This window comes from Bradyrhizobium sp. MOS003 (assembly GCF_003020125.1).
GTDB lineage: Bacteria > Pseudomonadota > Alphaproteobacteria > Rhizobiales > Xanthobacteraceae > Bradyrhizobium.
In genome coordinates this window covers 223,910-243,799 of sequence record NZ_PYFW01000002.1, presented here as the reverse complement: position 1 = coordinate 243,799, position 19,890 = coordinate 223,910, and the positions used below count along the sequence as shown (strand labels likewise).

Sequence of the window (19,890 nt, the reverse complement as noted above, 5' to 3'; positions counted from 1 at the left end):
TCATTGTTGATTCGAGGGGATAGCGCCCCGCTCTCGGACGCGGTCAGGCCGGCGCGGCGGCGCCGACCGTGTCGGCGGAGACGGCGTCGCGGGTGCCGAGCGGCTTGGGCTGCCCCGTGGTCGTATCGCTGAGCGTCTGCCGCTCGATCTCCGAATTCAGTTCGGCGCCGAACATGATGACGATGGCCGACATCCACATCCACGTCATCAGGCCGATCGCCGCGCCGAGCGAGCCGTAGGTCGCGTTATAATTGGCGAAGGCCGAGAGATACCAGGATAGCAGCGCCGACCCGGCAATCCAGAGGATGGCGGCGATGACTGCGCCGAGGCTGAGCCATTGCCAGCGGGGCGCATCGCGACTGGGCGCGAAGCGGTAAAGCACCGCGAGCGCCATGAGCAGGATGAGGAACATCAGCGGCCATCGTCCCAGCGCCACGATCAGTTTGCTTTCGGGCGCCATGCCGAGATGATTGAGCGCGAGCGGGAAGGCCACGACAACCCCCACCATCACCAGCAGCGCCACGATGGCGCCGACCGTAAAGGCCAGCGACATCATGTTGAGCTTGATGAAGCTGCGCTTCTCGCGCTCTTCATAGGCGACATTGAGGGCGTCGAAGATCGCCTTGACGCCGGCATTGGCGCTCCAGATCGCAAGCAGAAGACCGAGCAAAAAGGTGGCACCGAGGGTGGTATTGCCGTTCGACACCACGCGCGCGACTTGGTCCTCGACGATCTGGAACGAGCCTTGCGGCAGCATCGTCGCCAGAGTCTGCAGATTGGCGCTGATCGTCGCGGGATCGGCGAACAGGCCATATGAGGAGACTAGCGCCGTCACTGCCGGGAAGATCGCGAGCAGCCCGAAAAAGACGACGCCACCCGCTGTCGCAAGCAGGCGATCATCGTCGATGCGCTGATAGGTGCGCCAGAAGATATCCTTCCAGCCCGCCCAGGGGATCGCGAAGGGGCTCTTAGCATGACGGCCACGACGGGGCTGCAGTGCCGCACCTGCGGGGTGAGTTTCCGGTGAATTGCCCTCGTTATTGCGATGGTCTGGTGGAGGTCCCGGACGGATCAGGCCGGAATCCTGGAGATAGCGCTCTGCGGTGAGCACGAAGACGGCTGTGGCGGCTACCAGGAGCCATGAGTCGAACTGCTCGGAGCGCCGCACCGGCATTTCAGGCGTCCAATCTTTGGCCGTGCCGCCTGCGGCGTACCGCGGTGAATCCCGCAAGCCCAACCGCCGCGAGCATCAGGCCAAGCTGCACGGGCCGCTTGGGGGGCCAGGCGGGTCGGCCGTGGCGGCGTTCGCCAGGCGCGAGCGGCGCCAGCGGAATCGCGGTTGCGACCTCTTTCACCGCTTCTTTGACCGTTCCGCTTGGAATCCGCGGCGTCGCGATGGCAACGCGCATCCGGCTGGCAAGCGGCACGATCGTCTTGGTCGGCCGCTTCATCATCGCCATCGCCACGCCGGCGCAGGCTGCGGTCAGCACCAGCAGCACGGCCGCCACGGCGCCAAAGCCCCAGAACTGTCCGTGGGTGATTGCAACCCAGCGGTACAGGGCGATCAGGCCGACGAAAAAGGTCGCGATCAGAAACAGCCCGGCCGCCGCGAACAATCCGGCAGCGACCATATAGGACGTTACGCGTCCAGTGGCCTGGCTGGTGCGGTCACGCAGATAGGACTGGGCGGCGCGCTTGAGATGGTTGAGTTTCAGCGCCATGCCGGCGCGCAGCAATTCGCCCGATGGCGCGAGCATCTGGACATCCTCCGAAAGCGAGACAGTTCGTCGGGGATGAACGTGGCGGAATTTGACTTGTTCCGCCCGAGCGGAAGGTGTTGTGGCGGATCAGGCCAGATCGGCGGCCGCGATCCAGAACACCTCGCCCTCGGAGTCCTCGGTGTCGAGCCAGAGCAGTGGCAGTTCCGGAAAGGCCTCGTCGACCAGGTCCCGGCCGCGGCCGATCTCGCAGATCAGCCCGCCATCCGGCGTCAGATGATCGGGTGCCTCGGCCAGGATGCGGCGGACCACGTCGAGGCCGTCGGTGCCGCCGTCGAAGGCGAGCTTCGGCTCGGCCCGGCATTCCGGCGGCAGCGCGGCCATGCCCTCCGCATCGACGTAAGGCGGGTTCGTGATGATCAGATCGTATCTGGCATCGCCGAGCGGGGCGAACAGGTCGCCGCGATAGAGGCTGATCCGGTCCTCGAGGCCGTATTCGCCGACATTTCGCGTGGCGACTTCGAGCGCGCCCTTGGAGATGTCGACGGCATCGATGGCAGCGTTCGGGAAATGGTGGGCGGCGAGGATGGCAAGGCATCCCGATCCCGTGCAGAGATCGAGCACGCGTTCGACCGCGGTGGGATCGTCGATCAGCGAGCCCGCCTCGCCGTCGCCGCCGAAGTGCGACTCCAGCAGTTCGCCGATGAAGGAGCGCGGAACGATGACGCGCTCGTCGACATAAAAGGGCAGGCCGCGCATGTAGATCTTGTTGACGAGATAGGCGGCCGGTTTGCGCGTGGTGACGCGCTGATGGATGAGGTCGAGGATGGTCTTGCCTTCCGCCGCGGTGACGCGTGCGTTGGCGAATATCTCGAACTGCTCGGGATTGAGATGCAGCGCTTCGCTCACCAGGAAGGCCGCTTCGGCAATCGGATCGGTCGTGCCGTGCGCAAAGGCGAGCTTGGCTTCGACAAAGCGGCTCACCGCATAGCGGACGAAATCAAGAAGCGTGAGAAGTTCGCCCGGGCCGACTTTGGCGAGCTTTGGCGCGGCGCGGCCGCGTACGGTCTTTTTGGCTGCTTTTGCCATCAGGATCGGGTCCAGCGCGCGGCGGCCTTGTCGTCGCGGGCGTGGGCCTCGACCCAGTTCGTGCCGGCGTCGCTCTCTTCCTTCTTCCAGAACGGCGCGCTGGTCTTGAGATAGTCCATCAGGAACTCGGCCGCATGGAATGCGGCCTGGCGGTGCTGCGAGGCGGTCAGCACCAGCACGATGTTCTGGCCCGGCATGAAGCGGCCGACGCGGTGGATCACGGTGACGCCGTTAAGCGGCCAGCGCGAAACGGCTTCGTCGGTATGACGCCTGATCTCTTCCTCGGCCATGCCGGGATAGTGCTCGAGCGTCAGCGCGGCGACCTTGGCGCTGTCATCGTCGGCGCGGCAGATGCCGGAGAAGCTTACGACCGCCCCGATGTCGGTCCGGCTCTTGGTCAGGACCGCGATTTCGCGCGCGATGTCGAAATCGTCTTCCTGAATGCGGATGGTGACGGGGCAGACGCTGACAGAGGAGGTCATGAGCCTAGCCGCCGGTCATCGGCGGGAAGAACGCGATCTCGCGGGCGCCGGCGATTGCGGCATCCGATTTTACGTGGGCGTGGTCGATCGCGGTGCGTATCACCTTCGGCTTCTCGAAGGCGTAGGCGTAGGCCTCGCTTTGGCCGGACAGCCATGCGATCAGTTCCTCGACGGTGCGCACGCTCGCCGGCGGCTCGATGGTCTCCTCGGCCTTGCCGACGCGCTCGCGTACCCAAGCGAAATATTTCACCTTCATCCCTCGTCCTCCTTGATGAGGTGATGGATGCCGGCGCGGAAATAGTCGTAGCCGGTGTAGATGGTCACGATGGCCGAGGCCCATAGCAGCACGAGGCCCATCATCGAAACCACGGGTACCACCTCATCGCCGGCAGGCCCGGCGAGCAGGAACCCGATCGCGACGAGCTGGACCGTTGTCTTCCACTTCGCAAGCTTGGTGACGGGCACGCTGACGCGGAGTGCGGCGAGGTATTCGCGCAGGCCGGAGACCAGGATTTCGCGGCACAGGATCACGATGGCGGCCCACAATGACCAGCCATGGATGATGCCGTCGGCGGCCAGCATCAGCAGGCACGAGGCGACCAGCAGCTTGTCGGCGATCGGGTCGAGCATCCGGCCGAACGCCGATTGCTGATTCCAGATCCGCGCGTAATAGCCGTCGAGGTAATCGGTGACCGCGGCCGCGATGAACAGGGCCACTGCCACCCAGCGCAGCCAGAGCGGCTGATCCAGAATCGACTGCGCATAGATGCATCCGACGACGACCGGGATCGCGGCGATCCGGCCATAGGTCAGGAGGTTCGGGAGGGACATCGCGCGGCTGGTCGTCCCTCGTGTCGTGGCGATGTTCATCCGTCCTACCAATACCGCTCGTGCCTGAAGGTCAACCGTTCCGCTCCGCAAGATGGGGGGCGGGATACGACGACCATATGACCACAGCCCCTTTAGTTCATCCCGGCTGGGGATGGAAATACTCGAAAATCCTGCGGGCGCTCTCGGCGCTCACTCCCGGAACTTTGCCGAGATCGCCGATCGAAGCCCGTTCGATCTCCTTCAAGGTCCCGAAATGATGCAGCAAGGCACGTTTGCGGGACGGGCCGATGCCCGGGATCTCCTGCAAGCCAGCCTCGCGGATGTCCTTCTTGCGCAGCTTGCGGTGCGAGCCGATGACGAAACGGTGGGCCTCGTCCCGCAGCCGCTGGATGAAATAGAGCACGGGGTCGCGCGGCTCCAGCTTGATGGCCTCGCGTTCGGGCATGAACAGGGTTTCGCGGCCGGCATCCCGGTCCGGCCCCTTGGCAACCGACATCAGCGACACCTGGGTCAGGCCGAGATTTGCGAAGATCTCGCGGACGGCATTGAGCTGGCCGCGGCCGCCATCGATGATGACGAGGTCGGGCCATTGCGGGAAATCATCGTCCTTCGCCTTGATGTTTTCCTTGGCCGCGCCCTCCTCGGGCGGGTTGATCAGGCGCTTGAAGCGCCGCTCCAGCACCTCGCGCATCATGGCGAAGTCGTCGCCCGGCGTGATCCCTTCCGACTTGATGTTGAACTTGCGGTACTGGTTTTTCACGAAACCATCGGGGCCGGCGACGATCATGGCACCGACCGCATTGGTGCCCTGGATGTGGCTGTTGTCGTAGACCTCGATGCGCTTGGGCGAATGCGGCAGGCCCAGCGTCGTCGCGATGGCGTCGAGCAGGCGGCTTTGCGTGGCGGTATCCGCGAGCTTGCGGCCGAGCGCCTCGCGCGCATTGGTCAGCGCATGGGTGACGAGTTCCTTCTTCTCACCACGCTTGGGCGTGGTGACCTCGATCTTGTGGCCGGCCTTGAGCGAGAGCGCATTGGCGAGCAGTTCGCTCTCCTCGATCTCGTGCGAGAGCAGGATGTTCCTGGGCGGCGGCTTGTCGTCGTAGAACTGAGCGAGGAAGGAGCCGAGCACCTCTTCCGGGGTGAACGTCTTTTCCGCGCGCGGAAAATAGGCGCGGTTGCCCCAGTTCTGGCCGGTGCGGAAGAAGAACACCTCCACGCAGGAGAAGCCGCCCTCCTGGTGGATGGCGAACACGTCGGCTTCCTCGACCGTGCGCGGATTGATGCCCTGCTGCGACTGGATCGCCGACAAAGCGGCGAGGCGATCGCGGTAGAGCGCGGCGCGCTCGAACTCGAGCTCACCGGAGGCCTTCTCCATCTCGCCGGCGAGTTCCTGCTTCACCGCATGGCTCTTGCCGGACAGGAAGTCGCTCGCCTCGCGCACCAGGGTCGTGTAGCCGGGAAAGTCGATCTCGCGGGTGCAGGGGCCGGCGCAGCGGCGGATCTGGTAGAGCAGGCAGGGCCTGGTGCGGCTCTCGAAGAAGGAATCGGTGCAGGAGCGGATCAGGAAGGCGCGCTGCAGCGCCGTGATGGTGCGGTTGACGGCGCCGGCGGAGGCGAACGGACCGAAATAGCGCCCGGGCCGGCTCTGCGCGCCGCGGTGTTTCAGGATCTGCGGCGCCCAATGGTCGCCGGTGATCAGGATATAGGGAAACGACTTGTCGTCACGCAGCTGCACGTTGAAGCGCGGCCGCAACTGCTTGATGAGGTTGGCTTCCAGCAGCAGCGCCTCGGTCTCGGTGTTGGTCGAGACGATCTCCACGGTCACCGTGGCCGCGATCATGCGCAGGATGCGGGCGGGCTGCGGCGCATTCTGGCGCGCATAATTGGACAGGCGTTTTTTGACGTTCTTGGCCTTGCCGACATAGAGCACGTCGGCATTCGCATTGAGCATGCGATAGACGCCGGGCGAGGTGGGGGCGAGCCGGACGGCGCGCTCGATCGCCTCGTGGCCGGTCGCCAGCGTGCCTTCGCCGACGGCGCCGCTCTCTTCGAGGATGTCGGGCAGCCGCGCGTCGTCCTCGTCGTCGCCGCCGCTGGTGGCGGGATCGAGGTCGGGCGGCGTCTCGGCCGGGACGTCCGGTGCGGTGCCACGCACGGCTTTGCGCGCGCGGTCGTCCGGGTTGTCGGTGGAATCGTGAACCATGGTGCGAATTTAAGTGCTGGGGGGGCCGATTTGAAGTTCCGGCAACGCGGCGCGCACAGGATGGCGGCGCAGTTCCCGGTAACGCTTGCTTAAGCCTGTTAACAGCGCGGTAACCCGGCTTAACAGCCCTTTAACTTAAAACTCTCGATAAATCTTACGCGAAAAGGTCGTGGTTCCGTAACCATGCAGTTTGCCTCGCGGCGGCGTCAGGCTTCGCACCGGTTGCGACAGTTGCGTTGGGAGTGTGTGATGAAGAGGTTCGTTGTGGGCGCAGCCGCGTTGGTTGCGGCCGGCTGGACAGCTTCGGCAGAGGCCGCCGACATGAATTACGGTCAGCGCGCGCCCTATACCGTCAACCAGCCGCTCAATGCCTATAGCTGGGCGGGCCCGTATCTCGGCGCCAATCTCGGTTATGAGTGGGGCTCGGTGAGCAACAATCCCGCAAAGCCCGCCGGTTTCGTCGGCGGCGTGCAGGCCGGCTACAATTTCCAGAACGGCCCATGGGTGTTCGGCGTCGAGGGCGATATCCAGGCCGCCGGTGCCGATGACACCTTTGCGCCGTGGAAGTTCTCCAATCCCTGGTTCGGCACCCTGCGCGGTCGCGCCGGCTATGCCTTCAGCAACATCATGTTCTACGGCACCGCGGGCCTGGCTTTCGGAGAGCTGCGCGCACAGACGTTCGGCTGGACGGAGTCGCACACCACCGCCGGCTGGACCATCGGTGCCGGCGCAGAGGTTGGCTTCGCTCCGAACTGGAGCGCGAAGCTCGAATATCTCTACATCGATCTGTCGTCGAGCCAGTTCGCAATTACAGGCGTGTCAAACGGCTATAGCGCCAGCGTTGTGCGCGCAGGCGTGAACTATCACTTCTGATAGCTGAAGAAGAAGATACCGCACGACAACCTCCCGGCCGCTCGCGGCCGGGATTTTTTTTTCGCCAGATATTTATTGCGCCGAGTAATGCACCGAATGTCGTGCGTCAGGCCCGCTAGGACAGGATCACTAAATTGACCGCCTTCGGTCCCTTGCCCTTCTTGTCCGGTTCGACTTCGAAAGTAATGCGCTGTCCTTCCGCAAGGTCCTTCAGTCCGGCCCGCTCCACAGCGGTAATATGCACGAAGACGTCGCGGCCGCCGTCGTCAGGCTTGATGAAACCGTAGCCGCGTTCGCCGTTGAAAAACTTGACCGTTCCCGTCATGGCCATCGGGAAACTCCCCCTCATTGCTCCTCCGTCGCGACGCAGACTCACGTCACGACATGACCGGGCGCTACGAAGCCCGGGAGAGCTGGCCATCCTTGGGCGGACCGCTGGCGGTCCGGCCGGATCTTTCTTAGGCCTTCACTCCGCCGCAACCATTCGCGGAAGCGGAACGTAAAGCCGGTCACGGAAACAGCATAATACGGTTCTCTGCAGATTGACCACCGCTCCTGCATATTTTTCCCAAGAATGCCGGAGTGTTACGGTCTCGGTGTCTCCAATCGGAATCTGGCAGCGCCGCCCTGGCCGAGCGGCATTTCCAGCTCGGGCAGGATCGTCTTGAGTTCGCCCTGCAGGGTGTAGGGCGGATTGACGATCAGGAGCCCGGTGGAGGCGAGAGCCCCGCCATCGAGCTGGGGCGCGACGCTGAACTCGAGACGCAGACAATTTCCCGGCGGTTTTGCTGCAGCTGCGAGCCGCGCCACGGTTTGGGTCAGGGTGTCGGTAGCGCGCCGGTTCTTGGCCGGATACCAGATGAGATAGATGCCGGTCGGCCATTTCGCGAAGGCTGCGGAGAAGGCTTCGCCCAGCCGTTCGAACTCGTTCTTGGCCTCGAAGGGCGGATCGATCAGCACGACACCGCGCCGCTCCTTCGGTGGCACGAAGGCCGGCAGCGCCACCCAGCCGTCGAGGTCGACCACGCGGGCCTGTTCGTCGCGACGCAGCACGGCGATCAGCGCCTTCCGCGCCTTCGGCTCGATCTCGCAGGCGACGAGGCGGTCTTGCGGCCTGAGCAGGGCGCGCGCGATCAACGGCGAGCCCGGATAGGCCTTGAGCTCACCCTTCGGATTGAAGGCGCGGACGATGTCGAGATAGGGCTTGGCCAGCGCCGCGCTCTCGTTCGACAGGCGCGCCTGCATCAGCCGCGCGATGCCGGTCAGCCATTCGCCGCCCCGGCGCGCCTCGTCGCTGTCGAGATCGTAGAGGCCGGCGCCGGCATGGGTGTCGATGACGCGGAACGCCCCGGGCTTGTCTTGCAGATAGGTGATGATGCGCGCCAGCACGATGTGCTTGATGACATCGGCGAAGCTGCCGGCGTGGAAGGCGTGGTGGTAGTTCATGGCGCAGAGTTACGACATCGCGCGCTGAAAGTAACGGCTTGTCATTCCGGGTTCGCGCTCCGCGTGCCCCCGATTGCCGATGCGGAGGCCTCGACTTATCCGCCCCTGATCGGCGGCATCGTCACCTGGTCGCGGCGGCAGGTGCGGCGTTCGTTCTCGTCGCAGGCGCGGAATTGCAGGTCCTTGCTGAGGCAGATACGGACCTCGGACAGCCGCGTCCGGTTGCAGGTAACCGAGACGGCGGAATTGCTCAGCCCCGGATTGGCCCTGATGAAGGCTTCCTCGACCTCCGCCGGCGCCACGGTCTTGGCCTGCGACAAATCGAGATATTCGACCGGAATCTTGATCGCAGCGCGCGCCTTGCGGATCGTCTCGAAATAGCTGCGGTCGGCGAGGCCGGAGCAGGTGCCGTGCTTGTCCCACTCGTTGAAGATCAGGCCCGGCGCCGGCATCAAATCGAGCATCGAGGAGACGATGCTGCGGTTCAGCCGCGGCGCGGGCCGCTGGCAATATTCCGGGAAGCCATTCTCGTATTGCGGCCACAGCCCATGCACCACGAAGGCAAAAGGCCGTCCGCCGCACTGGATCTGGGAGCGGCTGCCACGCTCGGCCGCCTCCTCGCAGAACGAGGGCGACCACGACAGCGACAGCACATAGAAGTCGAATTCGCCGGGCGCGTTCTGCCGCTTGTCCTGGGCGTTTGCGCCGCCGGCGAACAAGGCTAGTCCGGCTGCCAGGGTCACGGAGATCACGAGACGGGAAAACGAATGCAATCTGGAATGAAACATGGCGGCGCCCCTCAACTAGACTGTGCAAGGAAGCCTAGCAGGCGATAGGAACATTTCAAGAACAAAATTCGGGCGACCGCTATTCAGTGCCTCGAGCGACCCGAATCGGGTCTTCCGATCAGGGCGTTCCGATCAGGGCTTGGCAGCGCGGCAGGCCGGATTGTAGGCCCAGTTGCGGTCGACCCCGACCACGCACCATTCGACACCGTTGCCGTAGCCGGCGAAGCCGCCATCCTCGATGAGCGAGTAATGCACCTTGCGTACCTTGCCGTCATTGAGCATGGCGTCAGCGGTGCAATAGCGGCGCGGAATGTTGTCGGATTGCCAGGGCCGGAACGCGGTCTCGCGAACGGCCGAGAAGCCGGTGATCTTCAACGAGGAATTCCAGAACGTGCTTTCTTTTTCCCAGAACTGGGTGGCGATGGTCGGCAGCGCCCTGTCGCAATCGGCGACGGCGCCGTCATAGCGCGGCCCGCTCAGCCAGAAATTCAGCTCCAGCGGATTGGCGGCCCGGGCCTCGCCGAGCGACATCGCCCCGAACACGAGGCCGAGCACGGCGGCATAGCGGAGCGATTTCGGGGAGGAGGCGCGCATGGTCAATCCGGACAGCTGAAGTTGAGGGTGGACGGTGCCGTGAAGGCCGGGGGAGGTCAAGTGCAGCGCGGCAACACTTCGCCAGGAGTTGACCACAACATCGGGGTTGGCAGGGCTTCCGTTCTTTTCACTTCCCTCCCGGCACCGTAAACTGGCCGCCAGCCAATTGGAGTGACGGGAATGCGAATCATTGCGGCCGCGGGTCTTCTCGCCAGCCTGGTTGTCTCGGGTATGATGGCGAGCCAGTCGGCGCGCGCCGACTATGTGCCGCCTTTCAAGGGCAACGACACCGGCGGCATCATCGCCTATTCGATGGCCACCCAGGTCGATGCCCGGCAGGCCGCGGTCGATCACTGCGCGCGCTATGGCAAGGTCGTGAAATTCCTGGCGGTGCAGGCGTATGAGGGCGGTTACATCTCGTTCTCCTGCCGCTGGGTACCCTATGGCGCCGCCGACCAGCCGATCCGCACGCTCTACTGAGGCGTTGCCGTAACGCCGCAATCACAGCCGGGAGCTTCTCGCATGACGCGCAAACTCGCTTTGCTCGGCTCGACCCTTTGCATCGTGCTGTCGGCGGGCGGCGCCTGCGCCGACGACCTGCCGGTGCGCAAGGCCGGTCTTTGGGAAATGAAGCTGATCACGACGGGCTCGCCGATGCCCGAGATGACCATGCAGCACTGCACCGACGAGACGGTCGACAAGGAGATGAACAATAACGTCTCGCCGATGGCGAAGCAGATCTGTTCCAAGCAGGACATCAAGAAGACCGCGACCGGCTATGTCAGCGATTCCGAGTGCAGCGTCGCCGGCGTCAGCACGACCTCGCATGCCGAGATCACCGGCGATTTCAATTCGGCCTACACCGTGAAGACCTCGTCCCACGCGAAAGGCGGCGTCGCGGGCGCTGCCGGGCGCGATAGCACCATGACGCTCCAAGCGAAGTGGCTTGGGGCCTGCAAGCCGGAGCAGAAGCCGGGCGACATCGTGATGCCCGGCGGCTTCAAGATGAACGTGCGCGACATGGACAAGCTGAAGGCGCTACTGCCGAAGTAGGTGTCATCGTGGGATCTTGGCCCGGATCGCTACGCTCCATCCGGGCTGCGGCACCTACACCGGGATCCTCACGCTCGCCCGCAATCCCCCCATCGGGCTGTCGCCCAGCGTGATGTCGCCGCCATGCGAGCGGGCGATGTCGCGGGCGATGGCCAGGCCGAGGCCGGTGCCGCCTTCGTCCTGGTTGCGGGCGTTGTCCAGCCGCAGAAACGGCTTGAAGACTTCTTCGCGCAAATGGGTGGGAATGCCAGGCCCGTCGTCGTCGACCGTCACGGTCAAATAACGGTGATCGCGCTGGCCGGTGATGGCAATGTTCTTGCCGTAGCGCGCCGCGTTGGTGACGAGGTTGGCGAGGCAGCGCTTGAATGAAGCCGGCTTCACCGTCACCACCGGCAGTCCATTGAACGCAACGGTCGCGGCATGGCCGTGGCGCTCGGCGTCGCCGCGCAGCTCCTCGAGCGCCTGCGCCATGTCGGTCGGCTGCGACTGCTCGCCGGAATCACCGCGAGCGAAGGCGAGGTAATCCTCCAGCATCATCGACATCTCGTCGACGTCCTTGCGCATGCCGTCGAGTTCGGGGCTGTCGCCGATCAGCGCCAGCTCGAGCTTGAAGCGGGTCAGGATGGTGCGCAGATCGTGGCTGACGCCGGCGAGCATCGCGGTGCGCTGCTCCATGGTGCGCTCGATGCGCGATTTCATCTCGAGGAAGGCAACCGACGCCCGCCGCACCTCGCGCGCGCCGCGCGGTCTGAAGTTCGGCGCCTCGCGGCCCTTGCCGAAGCTTTCGGCGGCGTCCGCAAGGCGCAGGATCGGCTTGATCTGGTTGCGCAGGAACAGCACGGCGACGATCAGCAGGATCGACGACGTTCCGACCATCCAGAACAGGAATATTTCCGAGTTGGAGGCGTAGGCGGCGCTGCGCTGCGCGAACACGCGCATCACGGCATCGTCGAGCTGGATGCGGATCTCGACGAGGTTGGAGCGGCCGACCGTGTCGATCCAGAACGAGCGTCCGATCTGGCGGCCGAGTTGCACCGACAGCGTCTGGTCGAGCAGTGAGAAGAACGGCTTTGGTCCCGGCGGCGGCATGTCGCCGGGGGGCAGGAAGTCGACGACGAGGCCGAGGCGCTGCTGGGCGATGCGGCGGATCTGGTCGCGGTCCTTGTCCTGCGGATAGCCTTTGTAGACGTCGATCAGCGCCGCGATGTCCTGCACCACCGCGGCCGACAGGCGGCGCGTCACCGTGTTCCAGTGTCGCTCCATGAACACGAAGGCGACGACCGATTGCAGCACCACCATCGGCACGATCATGATGAGGAGCGCGCGGGCGTAGAGGCCGGTCGGCATCCAGCCCTTGAACGCGTTGCCCATCCAGCCGTTGGCGGCGGAGACGCGGCCGGCGGCGCTTCGGAGCAGCGTCAGGCCGGTGTCGATCGTGCTCATCGGTCAGGCTTCACTGATTTATGGCGAGGCCACCAGGCGGTAGCCGATGCCGCGCACCGCCTGGAGGAACAGCGGATTGGCGGGGTCGGTCTCGATCTTGCGCCTGAGGCGGTTGATCTGCACGTCGACGGCGCGCTCGTTGACGCTGCCGTTGCCGGTCAGCGCACTGCGCGGCACGGTCTCGCCCGGGGTCTCCGAGAGAATGCGCAGCATCTCGCGCTCGCGGTCAGTGAGGTGGATGACCTCCTCGCCCTGCCGCAACTCACCACGATCGAGATGATAGATGTAGGGCCCGAAGGCGATCTTCTCCACCGCTGCGGCCTGCGGCGGCGGCGCGGCCCGCTTGAGGATGTTGTTGATGCGCAGCGCCAGCTCGCGCGGCTCGAACGGTTTCGCCACGTAGTCGTCGGCACCGATCTGCAGCCCCTCGATGCGGGCCTCCGCTTCATGGCGCGCCGTCAGCATCACGATCGGCACCGAGGAGGACGTCCGGATGAAGCGGGCGAGATCGAAGCCGGTCTCGCCGGGCATCATCACGTCGAGGATCAAGAGGTCGAAATGCAGACCCAGCAGCTTCGAGCGTGCATCGCCGGCACTCGCGGCGGTGGTGACGCGGTAGCCCTCGCCGGCGAGGAAGCGCGAGAGCAGATCGCGGATGCGGCGGTCGTCGTCGACGAGCAACAGATGCGGGGCGTCATCGGCCGGGCGCGCCGGCGGGCGGGCGAGCGTGGCTGCAAGCGGCACGGTCACTCCTTGGTGTCGTGGTTGACGGAAGCGAAGATCGTCTCGAGCACCTTGTCCGGATCGTCGCGATCGATCATTGCGCGCAGGAAGCGCTTGACGGTTTCCGCATCCTGCGGAGCCATCTCGGCGAGCGCCTTGGTGATCCGCGTGGTCTGCAGCCCGGCGAGCTTCTGTACCAGCGCCTCGCCCTTCGGCGTCGCGTAGAGCAGGCGCTGGCGGCGGTCATTGTCGCCGGTCTTCTGCACGATGTAGCCCTCGTCCAGCAGCTGTTTGAGCACGCGGCCGAGCGACTGTTTGGTGATGCGCAGGACGTCGAGCAGGTCGGCGACCTTGAGGCCGGGATAGCGGTAGACGAAATGCATGACCCGGTGATGGGCCCGGCCGAAGCCGAAAGCCTCCAGCTCCTGGTCGGGGTCGCCGACGAAGTCGCGATAGGCGAAGAACAGTAGCTCGATGATATCCCAGCGCAAATTGCCTCCGTCGTCTGCCGCCGGCCTAGGCTCGGCGGCGTCGTGTGAGGAAGTCGCGAAATTTATGTCAGTCATATTGACGTATCTTGGGTTCAATGTTACAAAACGATTGACCAGCACGAAATTTTAGATCGTTTCGCGCGGGGTGGCATCGAAGCAAGGGCGGCTGGTGAGAGCCGGACAGGCGACGATGGCCGGATCAGATCTTACCGTGCGATTGTCGAGCGGCGTTTCGGCAAAACATACTGGACTTCCGCCTTCCGCAAAAGCATGTCCTGCCCGACATGCTGGCCACGGAAACCGGCCGTAACAAGGCTGGCGGTGGTTCGGCCTAAAACCAATCAAGCCAGCCGGGCCCGAAAAGGGGCAGGCCGGCGCCGGAACGGCGCCGCCACCGGCAGCGGGAGGCAAGGACATGAGCATGAAATTCGATATCCAGCCCGCATCCCATCCGACGTCCGAGAAGGACCGCGTGGCCAAGCTAGTGGACCCCGGCTTCGGGCGGGTCTTCACCGATCACATGGCGATCGTGCGCTACAACCAGGCAAAGGGCGGCTGGTATGAGGCGAAGATCGAGGCGCGCGCCAACTTCCAGCTCGACCCGGCCGGCGCGGTCCTGCACTACGCCCAAGAGATTTTCGAGGGCCTCAAGGCCTACAAGCGCGACGACGGTGGCGTGAACCTGTTCCGCCCCGACGCCAATGCGCGGCGCTTCAAGGACTCCGCCGACCGCATGGCAATGGCGCAGCTCCCCGAGGACGTCTTCATCGAGGCGGTCGAGCAGGTCGTGCGCATCGATCGCGCCTGGATGCCGGGCGGCGAGGGCAGCCTTTACCTGCGGCCCTTCATGATCGCGAGCGAGACCTTCCTCGGCGTCAAGCCGTCGTCCGAATACATCTTCGCGGTGATCGCTTCGCCTGTCGGCTCCTATTTCAAGGGCGGGCCCGCGCCGGTCTCGATCTGGGTTTCGGAGAACTACACGCGTGCTGCCGTCGGCGGCACCGGCGCCGTCAAATGCGGTGGCAATTATGCCGCGAGCCTCCGCGCCCAGGCCGAGGCGATCCAGCACGGCTGCGACCAGGTCGTCTTCCTCGATGCGATCGAGCGCCGCTACATCGAGGAGCTCGGCGGCATGAACGTGTTCTTCGTGTTCGACGACGGTTCGCTCTCGACGCCGCCGCTCGGCACCATCCTGCCCGGCATCACCCGCGACTCCATCATCGCGCTGGCCCGCGATGCCGGAAAGACCGTGCGCGAGGAGCCGTATTCGCTCGATCAGTGGCGCAAGGATGCGGCCTCAGGCAGGCTGAAGGAAGCGTTTGCTTGCGGCACCGCCGCCGTCATCTCGCCGATCGGCAAGGTGCGCTCGGTGAGCGGCGATTTCGAGATCAGCGGCGGCGCCGCCGGCCCCGTCGCCATGGGCCTGCGCAAGCAGCTCGTCGACATCCAGTACGGCCGCACCAACGATCCCCACAACTGGATCCGCAAGGTGTTTTGATCGCCTCTTTCCTTCTCCCCTTGCGGGAGAAGGTGGCGCGAAGCGCCGGATGAGGGGTTGTCTCCGCGAATTCAAATGTGAGTTGGACTCGTGGATAAAACCCCTCACCCGTCTCGCCGCTGGCGCGGCGAGCCACCCTCTCCCACAAGGGGCGAGGGGAACAACGCATCGCCCGTCGCTTTCATGAACGCACCTGTGCGACCGCGCGACAAAGCCTCGACACATCGAGGCATCGCGATCATGGCACCCAGACTCCCCCAGCCCGTGAAATGGGCCATTCTCGCCGCAATCACCGGCATCTCCGTTTTCGGCATCCTGACCATCGGCCCGACGCGCGAGGTCGCAGCCGATGACCGCTCGCCGATCGTCGACGTGCGCACCACCGATCCGGAGATGAACACCGCGATCGCGCGCGCCCGCGGCACGCTGCCCACCTTCTGGGCCTCTTATGAATCGCCCAAGCCCACGGAAACCGGGCACGCCCTCAAAGTGCGCTTCTCGACCCGCAAGGGTGGCGAGCACATTTGGATCGCCGAGGTGAAGAAGCTGCCGGGCGGAGGCTATTCGGGCGTGTTCGCCAACGAACCGCGGGACCTGCCCGGCAAGCGGGCCGGCGACGCGGTCAAGTTCGCTGAGGCCGATATTTCGGACTGGATGTTCATGCGCAACGGCAAGATCGTCGGCGGCGAAACCATCAAGCCGACGCTGAAATCGCTGCCGAAAGCGGACGCGGACGCGCTAAGGGCGCGGATGGAGCAGCCGTAGGGACACGGGGCTCAGCCCTCAGGCCATGACGAGTTCTGCGTTACCCCGGTTGCCGCTTCGCGCCCCGGCTGGTAAACGCCGCGGATGGCCGAAAAACCCAAAAAACCCCAGAAACTGAAGGCGCGCCTGCCGCGCGGGCTCGAGGATCGCGACCCCTCAGCGATCCGGGCGACGCGCGAGATGGTGGAGAAAATCCGCGCCGTCTACGAGCTCTACGGCTTCGAGCCGGTGGAGACGCCGGCGATGGAATACACCGACGCGCTCGGCAAGTTCCTGCCCGACCAGGATCGCCCGAACGAGGGCGTGTTCTCGTTCCAGGACGACGACGAGCAGTGGATCAGCCTGCGCTACGATTTGACCGCGCCGCTCGCCCGCTATGTCGGCGAGCGTTACGGCACCGACGCGCTGGTCCTGCCCTATCGCAGCTACCGCGTCGGCTATGTCTTCCGCAACGAGAAGCCCGGCCCCGGCCGCTTCCGCCAGTTCATGCAGTTCGACGCCGACACGGTCGGCTCGGCGACGCCGGCGGCGGATGCGGAGATCTGCATGATGGCCGCGGACACGATGGAGGCGCTTGGCGTCGCGCGGGGCTCCTACGTCGTGAAGGTCAACAACCGAAAAGTGCTCGACGGCGTTCTGGAAGCCATCGGACTCGGTGGTGAGGAGAATGCGGCGCGCAGGCTGATCGTGCTGCGCGCGATTGACAAGCTCGACAAGTTTTCCGCTGACGAAGTGCGAAAACTACTCGGCCCCGGACGATGGGATGGCGGTGAAGAAGGCAAGGGCGACTTCACGAAAGGCGCCAATCTGAGTGAGGCAGAGGCTGATGTCGTTCTCGCCATCACCAAGCCGCGCGACGATTGGAAAGAGGCCATTGCCGCCGCGGAAACCTATCTCGCCAAGAGCGAGGTCGGTCAGGCTGGCGTGAGCGAGCTGGAAGAAATTGCCAAGCTGGTCGCAGCATCGGGTTACGATGCGGACCGCATCAAGATCGATCCCTCCGTTGTGCGCGGCCTCGAATATTACACCGGCCCCGTCTACGAGGTCGAACTGCTGCTCGAGACCAAGGACGAGAAAGGCCGCCCGGTGCGGTTCGGCTCGGTCGGCGGTGGCGGGCGTTACGATGGTCTCGTCTCGCGCTTTCGCGGCGAGCCGGTGCCGGCGACCGGCTTCTCGATCGGCGTGTCGCGGCTGCAGGCGGCGCTGACGCTGCTCGGCAAGCTCGACACCAAGCCGGAGTTCGGTCCCGTCGTCGTCACCGTGTTCGACCGCGACCGCGTCGCCGACTATCAGAAGATGGTGGCGTCCCTGCGGACCGCCGGCATCCGCGCCGAGCTCTATCTCGGCAATCCCAAGAACATGGGCAACCAGCTCAAATATGCCGACCGCCGCAACTCGCCTTGCGTCATCATCCAGGGTTCGGATGAAAAGGCGCGCGGCGAGGTGCAGATCAAGGATCTGGTCGAGGGCGCCAAGGCGGCCGCCGCGATCGCCTCCAACCAGGAATGGCGCGAGAGCCGCCCGGCGCAGTTTTCGTGCAGTGAGGCCGATCTGGTTGCGAAAGTGCGCGAGGTCCTGGCGCGCCATGACGTGAAGTGGGGATAGCCATTCCGCCAAGCGTCATGCCCGGGCTTGTCCCGGGCATCCACGTCTTGTTTGATAGCGAAGACCGTGGATGGCCGGGACGAGCCCGGCCACGACGGAGAGACAAGAGGGAGCGAACAGAATGCCTGAGATTACTGTCAGCATGGCCGAAGGCCGCACCGACGAGCAGAAGGCCGGCATGATGCGCGACATCACCCAGGCGCTGGTGAAGAATCTCGGAGTCGACGCCGATGCCGTCGTCATCCAGATCAACGAAGCCCCGCTCCGCCACAAGATGAAGGGCGGCAAGACCTTTGTGGAGCGCGCGGCGGCGGCGAAGAAGTAGCCTCGGCTGGAGCGGCAACCATCGCCGTCGTCCCGGACAAGCGTCAGCGCAGATCCGGGACGACAGCGCAGTTTGAGGCACCATGGACGCACGCGATTACATCACGATCGGCATGAGCGCCGAGCGCACGCTGGTGGTCCCGGCGGAGCGCACGGTCGGGCACTTCGTGCCCGGCATGCCCTTCGTCTATGCGACGCCGATGATGATCCTGGAAATGGAGATGACGTCGGGCGATGCGATCCGCTCGGCGCTGCAGCCAGGCTGGGTCACCGTCGGCACCGAGGTCGACATCCGCCATCTCGCCGCCGCCCTCGTCGGCGCGACGGTGCGGACCGCCGCGAAGGTCGTCACGGTCGAACGCCGCGTCATCCGCTTCGAGGTCGAGGCGTTCGAGGGCACGCGCAAGCTCGGCGAGGGCCGCCACGCGCGCGGGCTTGTCAATGTCGAGATGTTCAACAAGCGGCTCGGGGCGTAGCCAAGGACGTGCTGCCGTAACTGCCGTAGTGTGGGCAAAGGCGCAAAGCGCCGTGCCCACCATTCCTTCTTTGATGGATACAGATCGTGGGCGCGCTTCGCTTTGCCCACCCTACGGCACTTCTAGCGCGCTCCCTGCGACGAATAGAACGCTTCCTGCTCCCTTCGGATGCGCACGGCGGGCAACGTCTCGTCGATCGCCACATCGGCCCAGGTGATGCAGGAATCCTTTGCGACTGCCCTGGTCAATCGCACATTGTGAGCAAGCCCGAGCGGCAAATAGCCCTTTGCGAGCGACGTGCTCGCCGGCGTCAGCTTGCCGAAGACCGTGTAGCCGCCTTCACCGTCCAGCGTATCTCCGGCGCGCATATCCTTCTTGGCTGTCGCGGCAACATCGGCGTTGAACGTCGTTGCGACCCCCGTCGCCTCCTTGCGCAGGGCGATCGAGGCGACCGAAATTCCGAGCTCGAGACCAATGAGATGCCACTTCTTGTAGGAGCTCATGTAGCGGCCGCTCGGATCGGTGACGACGCTATATTCCTGGAAGCAGTTGCGGATGTACTCGCTGTCGCCTTCGAAGCAGACCCAGACGCCCTTGCGGATGTCGTTGGGGATCGGTTTGCCGTCCGCCGTCAGGCAGGACACGACTTCGACCTGTCCCTTGGATTCCAGGATGCCGCCTTCGCAGCGGGGGCGCATCAGCGTCGGGATGTCGTCGACCGATCCCGGCGGGAATGCGAGGCCTTGCGAGGGCGCCTCCAGCCCGGTGGCGTTTGCGATCGCGGCGGATTCGATCGCCGGCTTGGAGCCGTCGAGGAATGCGTTGAACATCTTCGGGTTCATGCCGCCGCGCGCGGCTTGCTCGGCGGAGAGGCCCCAATGGTCCCAGACCGTTTCGGGCGTCGACTCCCGATAATGCGGCAGCCATTTGTGGCCGCGGCCGGCCGCCACGACCGGGAAACCGCAGGCCCTTGCCCAATCGACGAGGTCGCAGGCGAGGGCCGGCTGATCGCCATAGGCGAGGCTGTAGATCACGCCGGCCCGTCTTGCTCGTTGCGCGAGGATCGGTCCGCAGAAGGCGTCGGCCTCGACGGTGACGTTGATGACGGGCTTGCCGTTGGCAAAGGCGCCAAGGCAGTGTTCGACCGCCGCGACGGGATTTCCGGTACATTCGGCGATCACCTCGATGCCGTCGCATGTCATCAACGCTTCCCAGTCGTCGGTCAGGAAGGTCGTCCCATTCTTGACGGCGTCCTCGAGCGATGCCGCGGCGTATTGTTCGGGGCGCCAGCCGACGCGGTTCAGGTTTTCGCGGGCGCGAGACGGGGACAGGTCGGCAATTCCGACCAGATGGACGCCGGGTGTGCGCAGAACCTGATGAAGGTACATCGCACCGAATTTACCCGCTCCGATCAGTCCGATCCTGATGGGGCGACCGCCGGCTTGCTGTTCGAGAAGTTTCGCGTAGAGGTTCACGATCGCTCTCCCT

23 protein-coding genes are annotated in these 19,890 nt (G+C 64.8%); 8 read left to right on the top strand and 15 right to left on the bottom strand.

The window, feature by feature from the left end:
- Positions 1–43: 43 nt before the first annotated feature.
- From C7G42_RS11600 to uvrC, 7 genes are all read right to left on the bottom strand, one after another.
- Complete coding sequence (locus tag C7G42_RS11600; protein WP_106949126.1) at positions 44–1,174, bottom strand: YihY/virulence factor BrkB family protein; 1,131 nt, start codon at positions 1,172–1,174, stop codon at positions 44–46.
- Between the two features lies 1 nt (position 1,175).
- Complete coding sequence (locus C7G42_RS11595; RefSeq protein ID WP_106949125.1) at positions 1,176–1,757, bottom strand: phage holin family protein; 582 nt, start codon at positions 1,755–1,757, stop codon at positions 1,176–1,178.
- A gap of 90 nt (positions 1,758–1,847) precedes the next feature.
- The gene (gene prmB, locus C7G42_RS11590) at positions 1,848–2,807 is read right to left on the bottom strand and encodes a 50S ribosomal protein L3 N(5)-glutamine methyltransferase (protein WP_106949124.1); all 960 of its coding nucleotides are present in this window, start codon (positions 2,805–2,807) and stop codon (positions 1,848–1,850) included.
- Entirely contained in the window at positions 2,807–3,289 is a 483-nt protein-coding gene (locus tag C7G42_RS11585; RefSeq protein ID WP_106949123.1) for a molybdenum cofactor biosynthesis protein MoaE, read from the bottom strand. Before C7G42_RS11585 ends, prmB begins: the two co-directional genes overlap by 1 nt.
- Positions 3,290–3,293: 4 nt before the next feature.
- Positions 3,294–3,545 (bottom strand): molybdopterin converting factor subunit 1, encoded by a 252-nt coding sequence (gene moaD / locus C7G42_RS11580; protein ID WP_027575806.1) that lies wholly within the window; start codon positions 3,543–3,545, stop codon positions 3,294–3,296.
- Positions 3,542–4,159, bottom strand: a complete 618-nt coding sequence (pgsA, locus tag C7G42_RS11575) for a CDP-diacylglycerol--glycerol-3-phosphate 3-phosphatidyltransferase (protein ID WP_094895001.1) — start codon at positions 4,157–4,159, stop codon at positions 3,542–3,544. The genes moaD and pgsA overlap by 4 nt, the downstream gene beginning before the upstream one ends.
- Before the next feature lie 97 nt (positions 4,160–4,256).
- Entirely contained in the window at positions 4,257–6,323 is a 2,067-nt protein-coding gene (uvrC, locus tag C7G42_RS11570; protein ID WP_106949122.1) for an excinuclease ABC subunit UvrC, read from the bottom strand.
- A gap of 249 nt (positions 6,324–6,572) precedes the next feature.
- On the opposite strand from uvrC, the gene C7G42_RS11565 reads away from it, so the two are divergent.
- Positions 6,573–7,196, top strand: coding sequence for an outer membrane protein (locus C7G42_RS11565; protein ID WP_199580847.1), 624 nt, complete (start codon positions 6,573–6,575; stop codon positions 7,194–7,196).
- 115 nt (positions 7,197–7,311) lie between these two features.
- Here C7G42_RS11565 and C7G42_RS11560 read toward each other — a convergent pair whose 3' ends face one another.
- From C7G42_RS11560 to C7G42_RS11545, 4 genes are all read right to left on the bottom strand, one after another.
- Positions 7,312–7,527: a cold-shock protein gene (locus C7G42_RS11560; RefSeq protein WP_008544396.1), complete on the bottom strand. Its 216-nt coding sequence runs from the start codon at positions 7,525–7,527 to the stop codon at positions 7,312–7,314.
- A 254-nt stretch (positions 7,528–7,781) separates the two neighbouring features.
- Positions 7,782–8,642, bottom strand: a complete 861-nt coding sequence (locus C7G42_RS11555) for a 23S rRNA (adenine(2030)-N(6))-methyltransferase RlmJ (RefSeq protein ID WP_106949120.1) — start codon at positions 8,640–8,642, stop codon at positions 7,782–7,784.
- Positions 8,643–8,737: 95 nt separating this feature from the next.
- The gene (locus C7G42_RS11550; RefSeq protein WP_106949119.1) at positions 8,738–9,430 is read right to left on the bottom strand and encodes a ribonuclease T2 family protein; all 693 of its coding nucleotides are present in this window, start codon (positions 9,428–9,430) and stop codon (positions 8,738–8,740) included.
- A 132-nt stretch (positions 9,431–9,562) separates the two neighbouring features.
- Positions 9,563–10,024, bottom strand: coding sequence for a hypothetical protein (locus C7G42_RS11545; RefSeq protein ID WP_106949118.1), 462 nt, complete (start codon positions 10,022–10,024; stop codon positions 9,563–9,565).
- 180 nt (positions 10,025–10,204) lie between these two features.
- Here C7G42_RS11545 and C7G42_RS11540 point away from each other — a divergent pair, with 180 nt between their 5' ends.
- A complete protein-coding gene (locus C7G42_RS11540) occupies positions 10,205–10,504 on the top strand; it encodes a hypothetical protein (protein ID WP_038947472.1) in 300 nt (99 codons plus the stop codon).
- Positions 10,505–10,546: 42 nt separating this feature from the next.
- Positions 10,547–11,077, top strand: a complete 531-nt coding sequence (locus C7G42_RS11535; RefSeq protein ID WP_106949117.1) for a DUF3617 domain-containing protein — start codon at positions 10,547–10,549, stop codon at positions 11,075–11,077.
- A 54-nt stretch (positions 11,078–11,131) separates the two neighbouring features.
- Here C7G42_RS11535 and C7G42_RS11530 read toward each other — a convergent pair whose 3' ends face one another.
- From C7G42_RS11530 to C7G42_RS11520, 3 genes are read right to left on the bottom strand one after another with little or no spacing between them, the layout of a single operon-like run.
- On the bottom strand, positions 11,132–12,520 hold the full coding sequence (locus tag C7G42_RS11530; protein ID WP_106949116.1) for an ATP-binding protein: 1,389 nt from the start codon (positions 12,518–12,520) through the stop codon (positions 11,132–11,134).
- Positions 12,521–12,538: 18 nt separating this feature from the next.
- Positions 12,539–13,270 carry a response regulator gene (locus tag C7G42_RS11525; protein WP_106949115.1) on the bottom strand — a complete coding sequence of 244 codons (732 nt, stop codon included), beginning with the start codon at positions 13,268–13,270 and terminating at the stop codon, positions 12,539–12,541.
- On the bottom strand, positions 13,267–13,809 hold the full coding sequence (locus C7G42_RS11520; RefSeq protein WP_245427657.1) for a MarR family winged helix-turn-helix transcriptional regulator: 543 nt from the start codon (positions 13,807–13,809) through the stop codon (positions 13,267–13,269). The genes C7G42_RS11525 and C7G42_RS11520 overlap by 4 nt, the downstream gene beginning before the upstream one ends.
- Positions 13,810–14,149: 340 nt before the next feature.
- Between C7G42_RS11520 and C7G42_RS11515 the strand changes: the two genes are divergently transcribed.
- The 5 genes from C7G42_RS11515 (at position 14,150) to C7G42_RS11495 (ending at position 18,402) form a co-directional block, all read left to right on the top strand.
- Positions 14,150–15,232, top strand: a complete 1,083-nt coding sequence (locus C7G42_RS11515) for a branched-chain amino acid aminotransferase (protein WP_106949113.1) — start codon at positions 14,150–14,152, stop codon at positions 15,230–15,232.
- Between the two features lie 240 nt (positions 15,233–15,472).
- On the top strand, positions 15,473–15,997 hold the full coding sequence (locus C7G42_RS11510) for a YegJ family protein (protein WP_106949686.1): 525 nt from the start codon (positions 15,473–15,475) through the stop codon (positions 15,995–15,997).
- An 84-nt stretch (positions 15,998–16,081) separates the two neighbouring features.
- Positions 16,082–17,602, top strand: coding sequence for a histidine--tRNA ligase (gene hisS / locus C7G42_RS11505; RefSeq protein ID WP_106949112.1), 1,521 nt, complete (start codon positions 16,082–16,084; stop codon positions 17,600–17,602).
- A gap of 121 nt (positions 17,603–17,723) precedes the next feature.
- Positions 17,724–17,927 carry a tautomerase family protein gene (locus tag C7G42_RS11500; RefSeq protein ID WP_008144861.1) on the top strand — a complete coding sequence of 68 codons (204 nt, stop codon included), beginning with the start codon at positions 17,724–17,726 and terminating at the stop codon, positions 17,925–17,927.
- Between the two features lie 82 nt (positions 17,928–18,009).
- Positions 18,010–18,402, top strand: coding sequence for a thioesterase family protein (locus C7G42_RS11495; RefSeq protein WP_106949111.1), 393 nt, complete (start codon positions 18,010–18,012; stop codon positions 18,400–18,402).
- Between the two features lie 122 nt (positions 18,403–18,524).
- Here C7G42_RS11495 and C7G42_RS11490 read toward each other — a convergent pair whose 3' ends face one another.
- On the bottom strand, positions 18,525–19,877 hold the full coding sequence (locus C7G42_RS11490) for an NAD(P)H-dependent oxidoreductase (protein WP_106949110.1): 1,353 nt from the start codon (positions 19,875–19,877) through the stop codon (positions 18,525–18,527).
- Positions 19,878–19,890 lie beyond the last annotated feature (13 nt).

Coding starts and splice junctions, on each gene's coding strand:
- C7G42_RS11600 (WP_106949126.1), bottom strand. CDS start 1,174: ATGCCGGTGCGGCGCTCCGAGCAGTTCGACTCATGGCTCCTGGTAGCC.
- C7G42_RS11595 (WP_106949125.1), bottom strand. CDS start 1,757: ATGCTCGCGCCATCGGGCGAATTGCTGCGCGCCGGCATGGCGCTGAAA.
- prmB (WP_106949124.1), bottom strand. CDS start 2,807: ATGGCAAAAGCAGCCAAAAAGACCGTACGCGGCCGCGCCGCGCCAAAG.
- C7G42_RS11585 (WP_106949123.1), bottom strand. CDS start 3,289: ATGACCTCCTCTGTCAGCGTCTGCCCCGTCACCATCCGCATTCAGGAA.
- moaD (WP_027575806.1), bottom strand. CDS start 3,545: ATGAAGGTGAAATATTTCGCTTGGGTACGCGAGCGCGTCGGCAAGGCC.
- pgsA (WP_094895001.1), bottom strand. CDS start 4,159: ATGAACATCGCCACGACACGAGGGACGACCAGCCGCGCGATGTCCCTC.
- uvrC (WP_106949122.1), bottom strand. CDS start 6,323: ATGGTTCACGATTCCACCGACAACCCGGACGACCGCGCGCGCAAAGCC.
- C7G42_RS11565 (WP_199580847.1), top strand. CDS start 6,573: ATGAAGAGGTTCGTTGTGGGCGCAGCCGCGTTGGTTGCGGCCGGCTGG.
- C7G42_RS11560 (WP_008544396.1), bottom strand. CDS start 7,527: ATGGCCATGACGGGAACGGTCAAGTTTTTCAACGGCGAACGCGGCTAC.
- C7G42_RS11555 (WP_106949120.1), bottom strand. CDS start 8,642: ATGAACTACCACCACGCCTTCCACGCCGGCAGCTTCGCCGATGTCATC.
- C7G42_RS11550 (WP_106949119.1), bottom strand. CDS start 9,430: ATGTTTCATTCCAGATTGCATTCGTTTTCCCGTCTCGTGATCTCCGTG.
- C7G42_RS11545 (WP_106949118.1), bottom strand. CDS start 10,024: ATGCGCGCCTCCTCCCCGAAATCGCTCCGCTATGCCGCCGTGCTCGGC.
- C7G42_RS11540 (WP_038947472.1), top strand. CDS start 10,205: ATGCGAATCATTGCGGCCGCGGGTCTTCTCGCCAGCCTGGTTGTCTCG.
- C7G42_RS11535 (WP_106949117.1), top strand. CDS start 10,547: ATGACGCGCAAACTCGCTTTGCTCGGCTCGACCCTTTGCATCGTGCTG.
- C7G42_RS11530 (WP_106949116.1), bottom strand. CDS start 12,520: ATGAGCACGATCGACACCGGCCTGACGCTGCTCCGAAGCGCCGCCGGC.
- C7G42_RS11520 (WP_245427657.1), bottom strand. CDS start 13,809: ATGACTGACATAAATTTCGCGACTTCCTCACACGACGCCGCCGAGCCT.
- C7G42_RS11515 (WP_106949113.1), top strand. CDS start 14,150: ATGAGCATGAAATTCGATATCCAGCCCGCATCCCATCCGACGTCCGAG.
- C7G42_RS11510 (WP_106949686.1), top strand. CDS start 15,473: ATGGCACCCAGACTCCCCCAGCCCGTGAAATGGGCCATTCTCGCCGCA.
- hisS (WP_106949112.1), top strand. CDS start 16,082: ATGGCCGAAAAACCCAAAAAACCCCAGAAACTGAAGGCGCGCCTGCCG.
- C7G42_RS11500 (WP_008144861.1), top strand. CDS start 17,724: ATGCCTGAGATTACTGTCAGCATGGCCGAAGGCCGCACCGACGAGCAG.
- C7G42_RS11495 (WP_106949111.1), top strand. CDS start 18,010: ATGGACGCACGCGATTACATCACGATCGGCATGAGCGCCGAGCGCACG.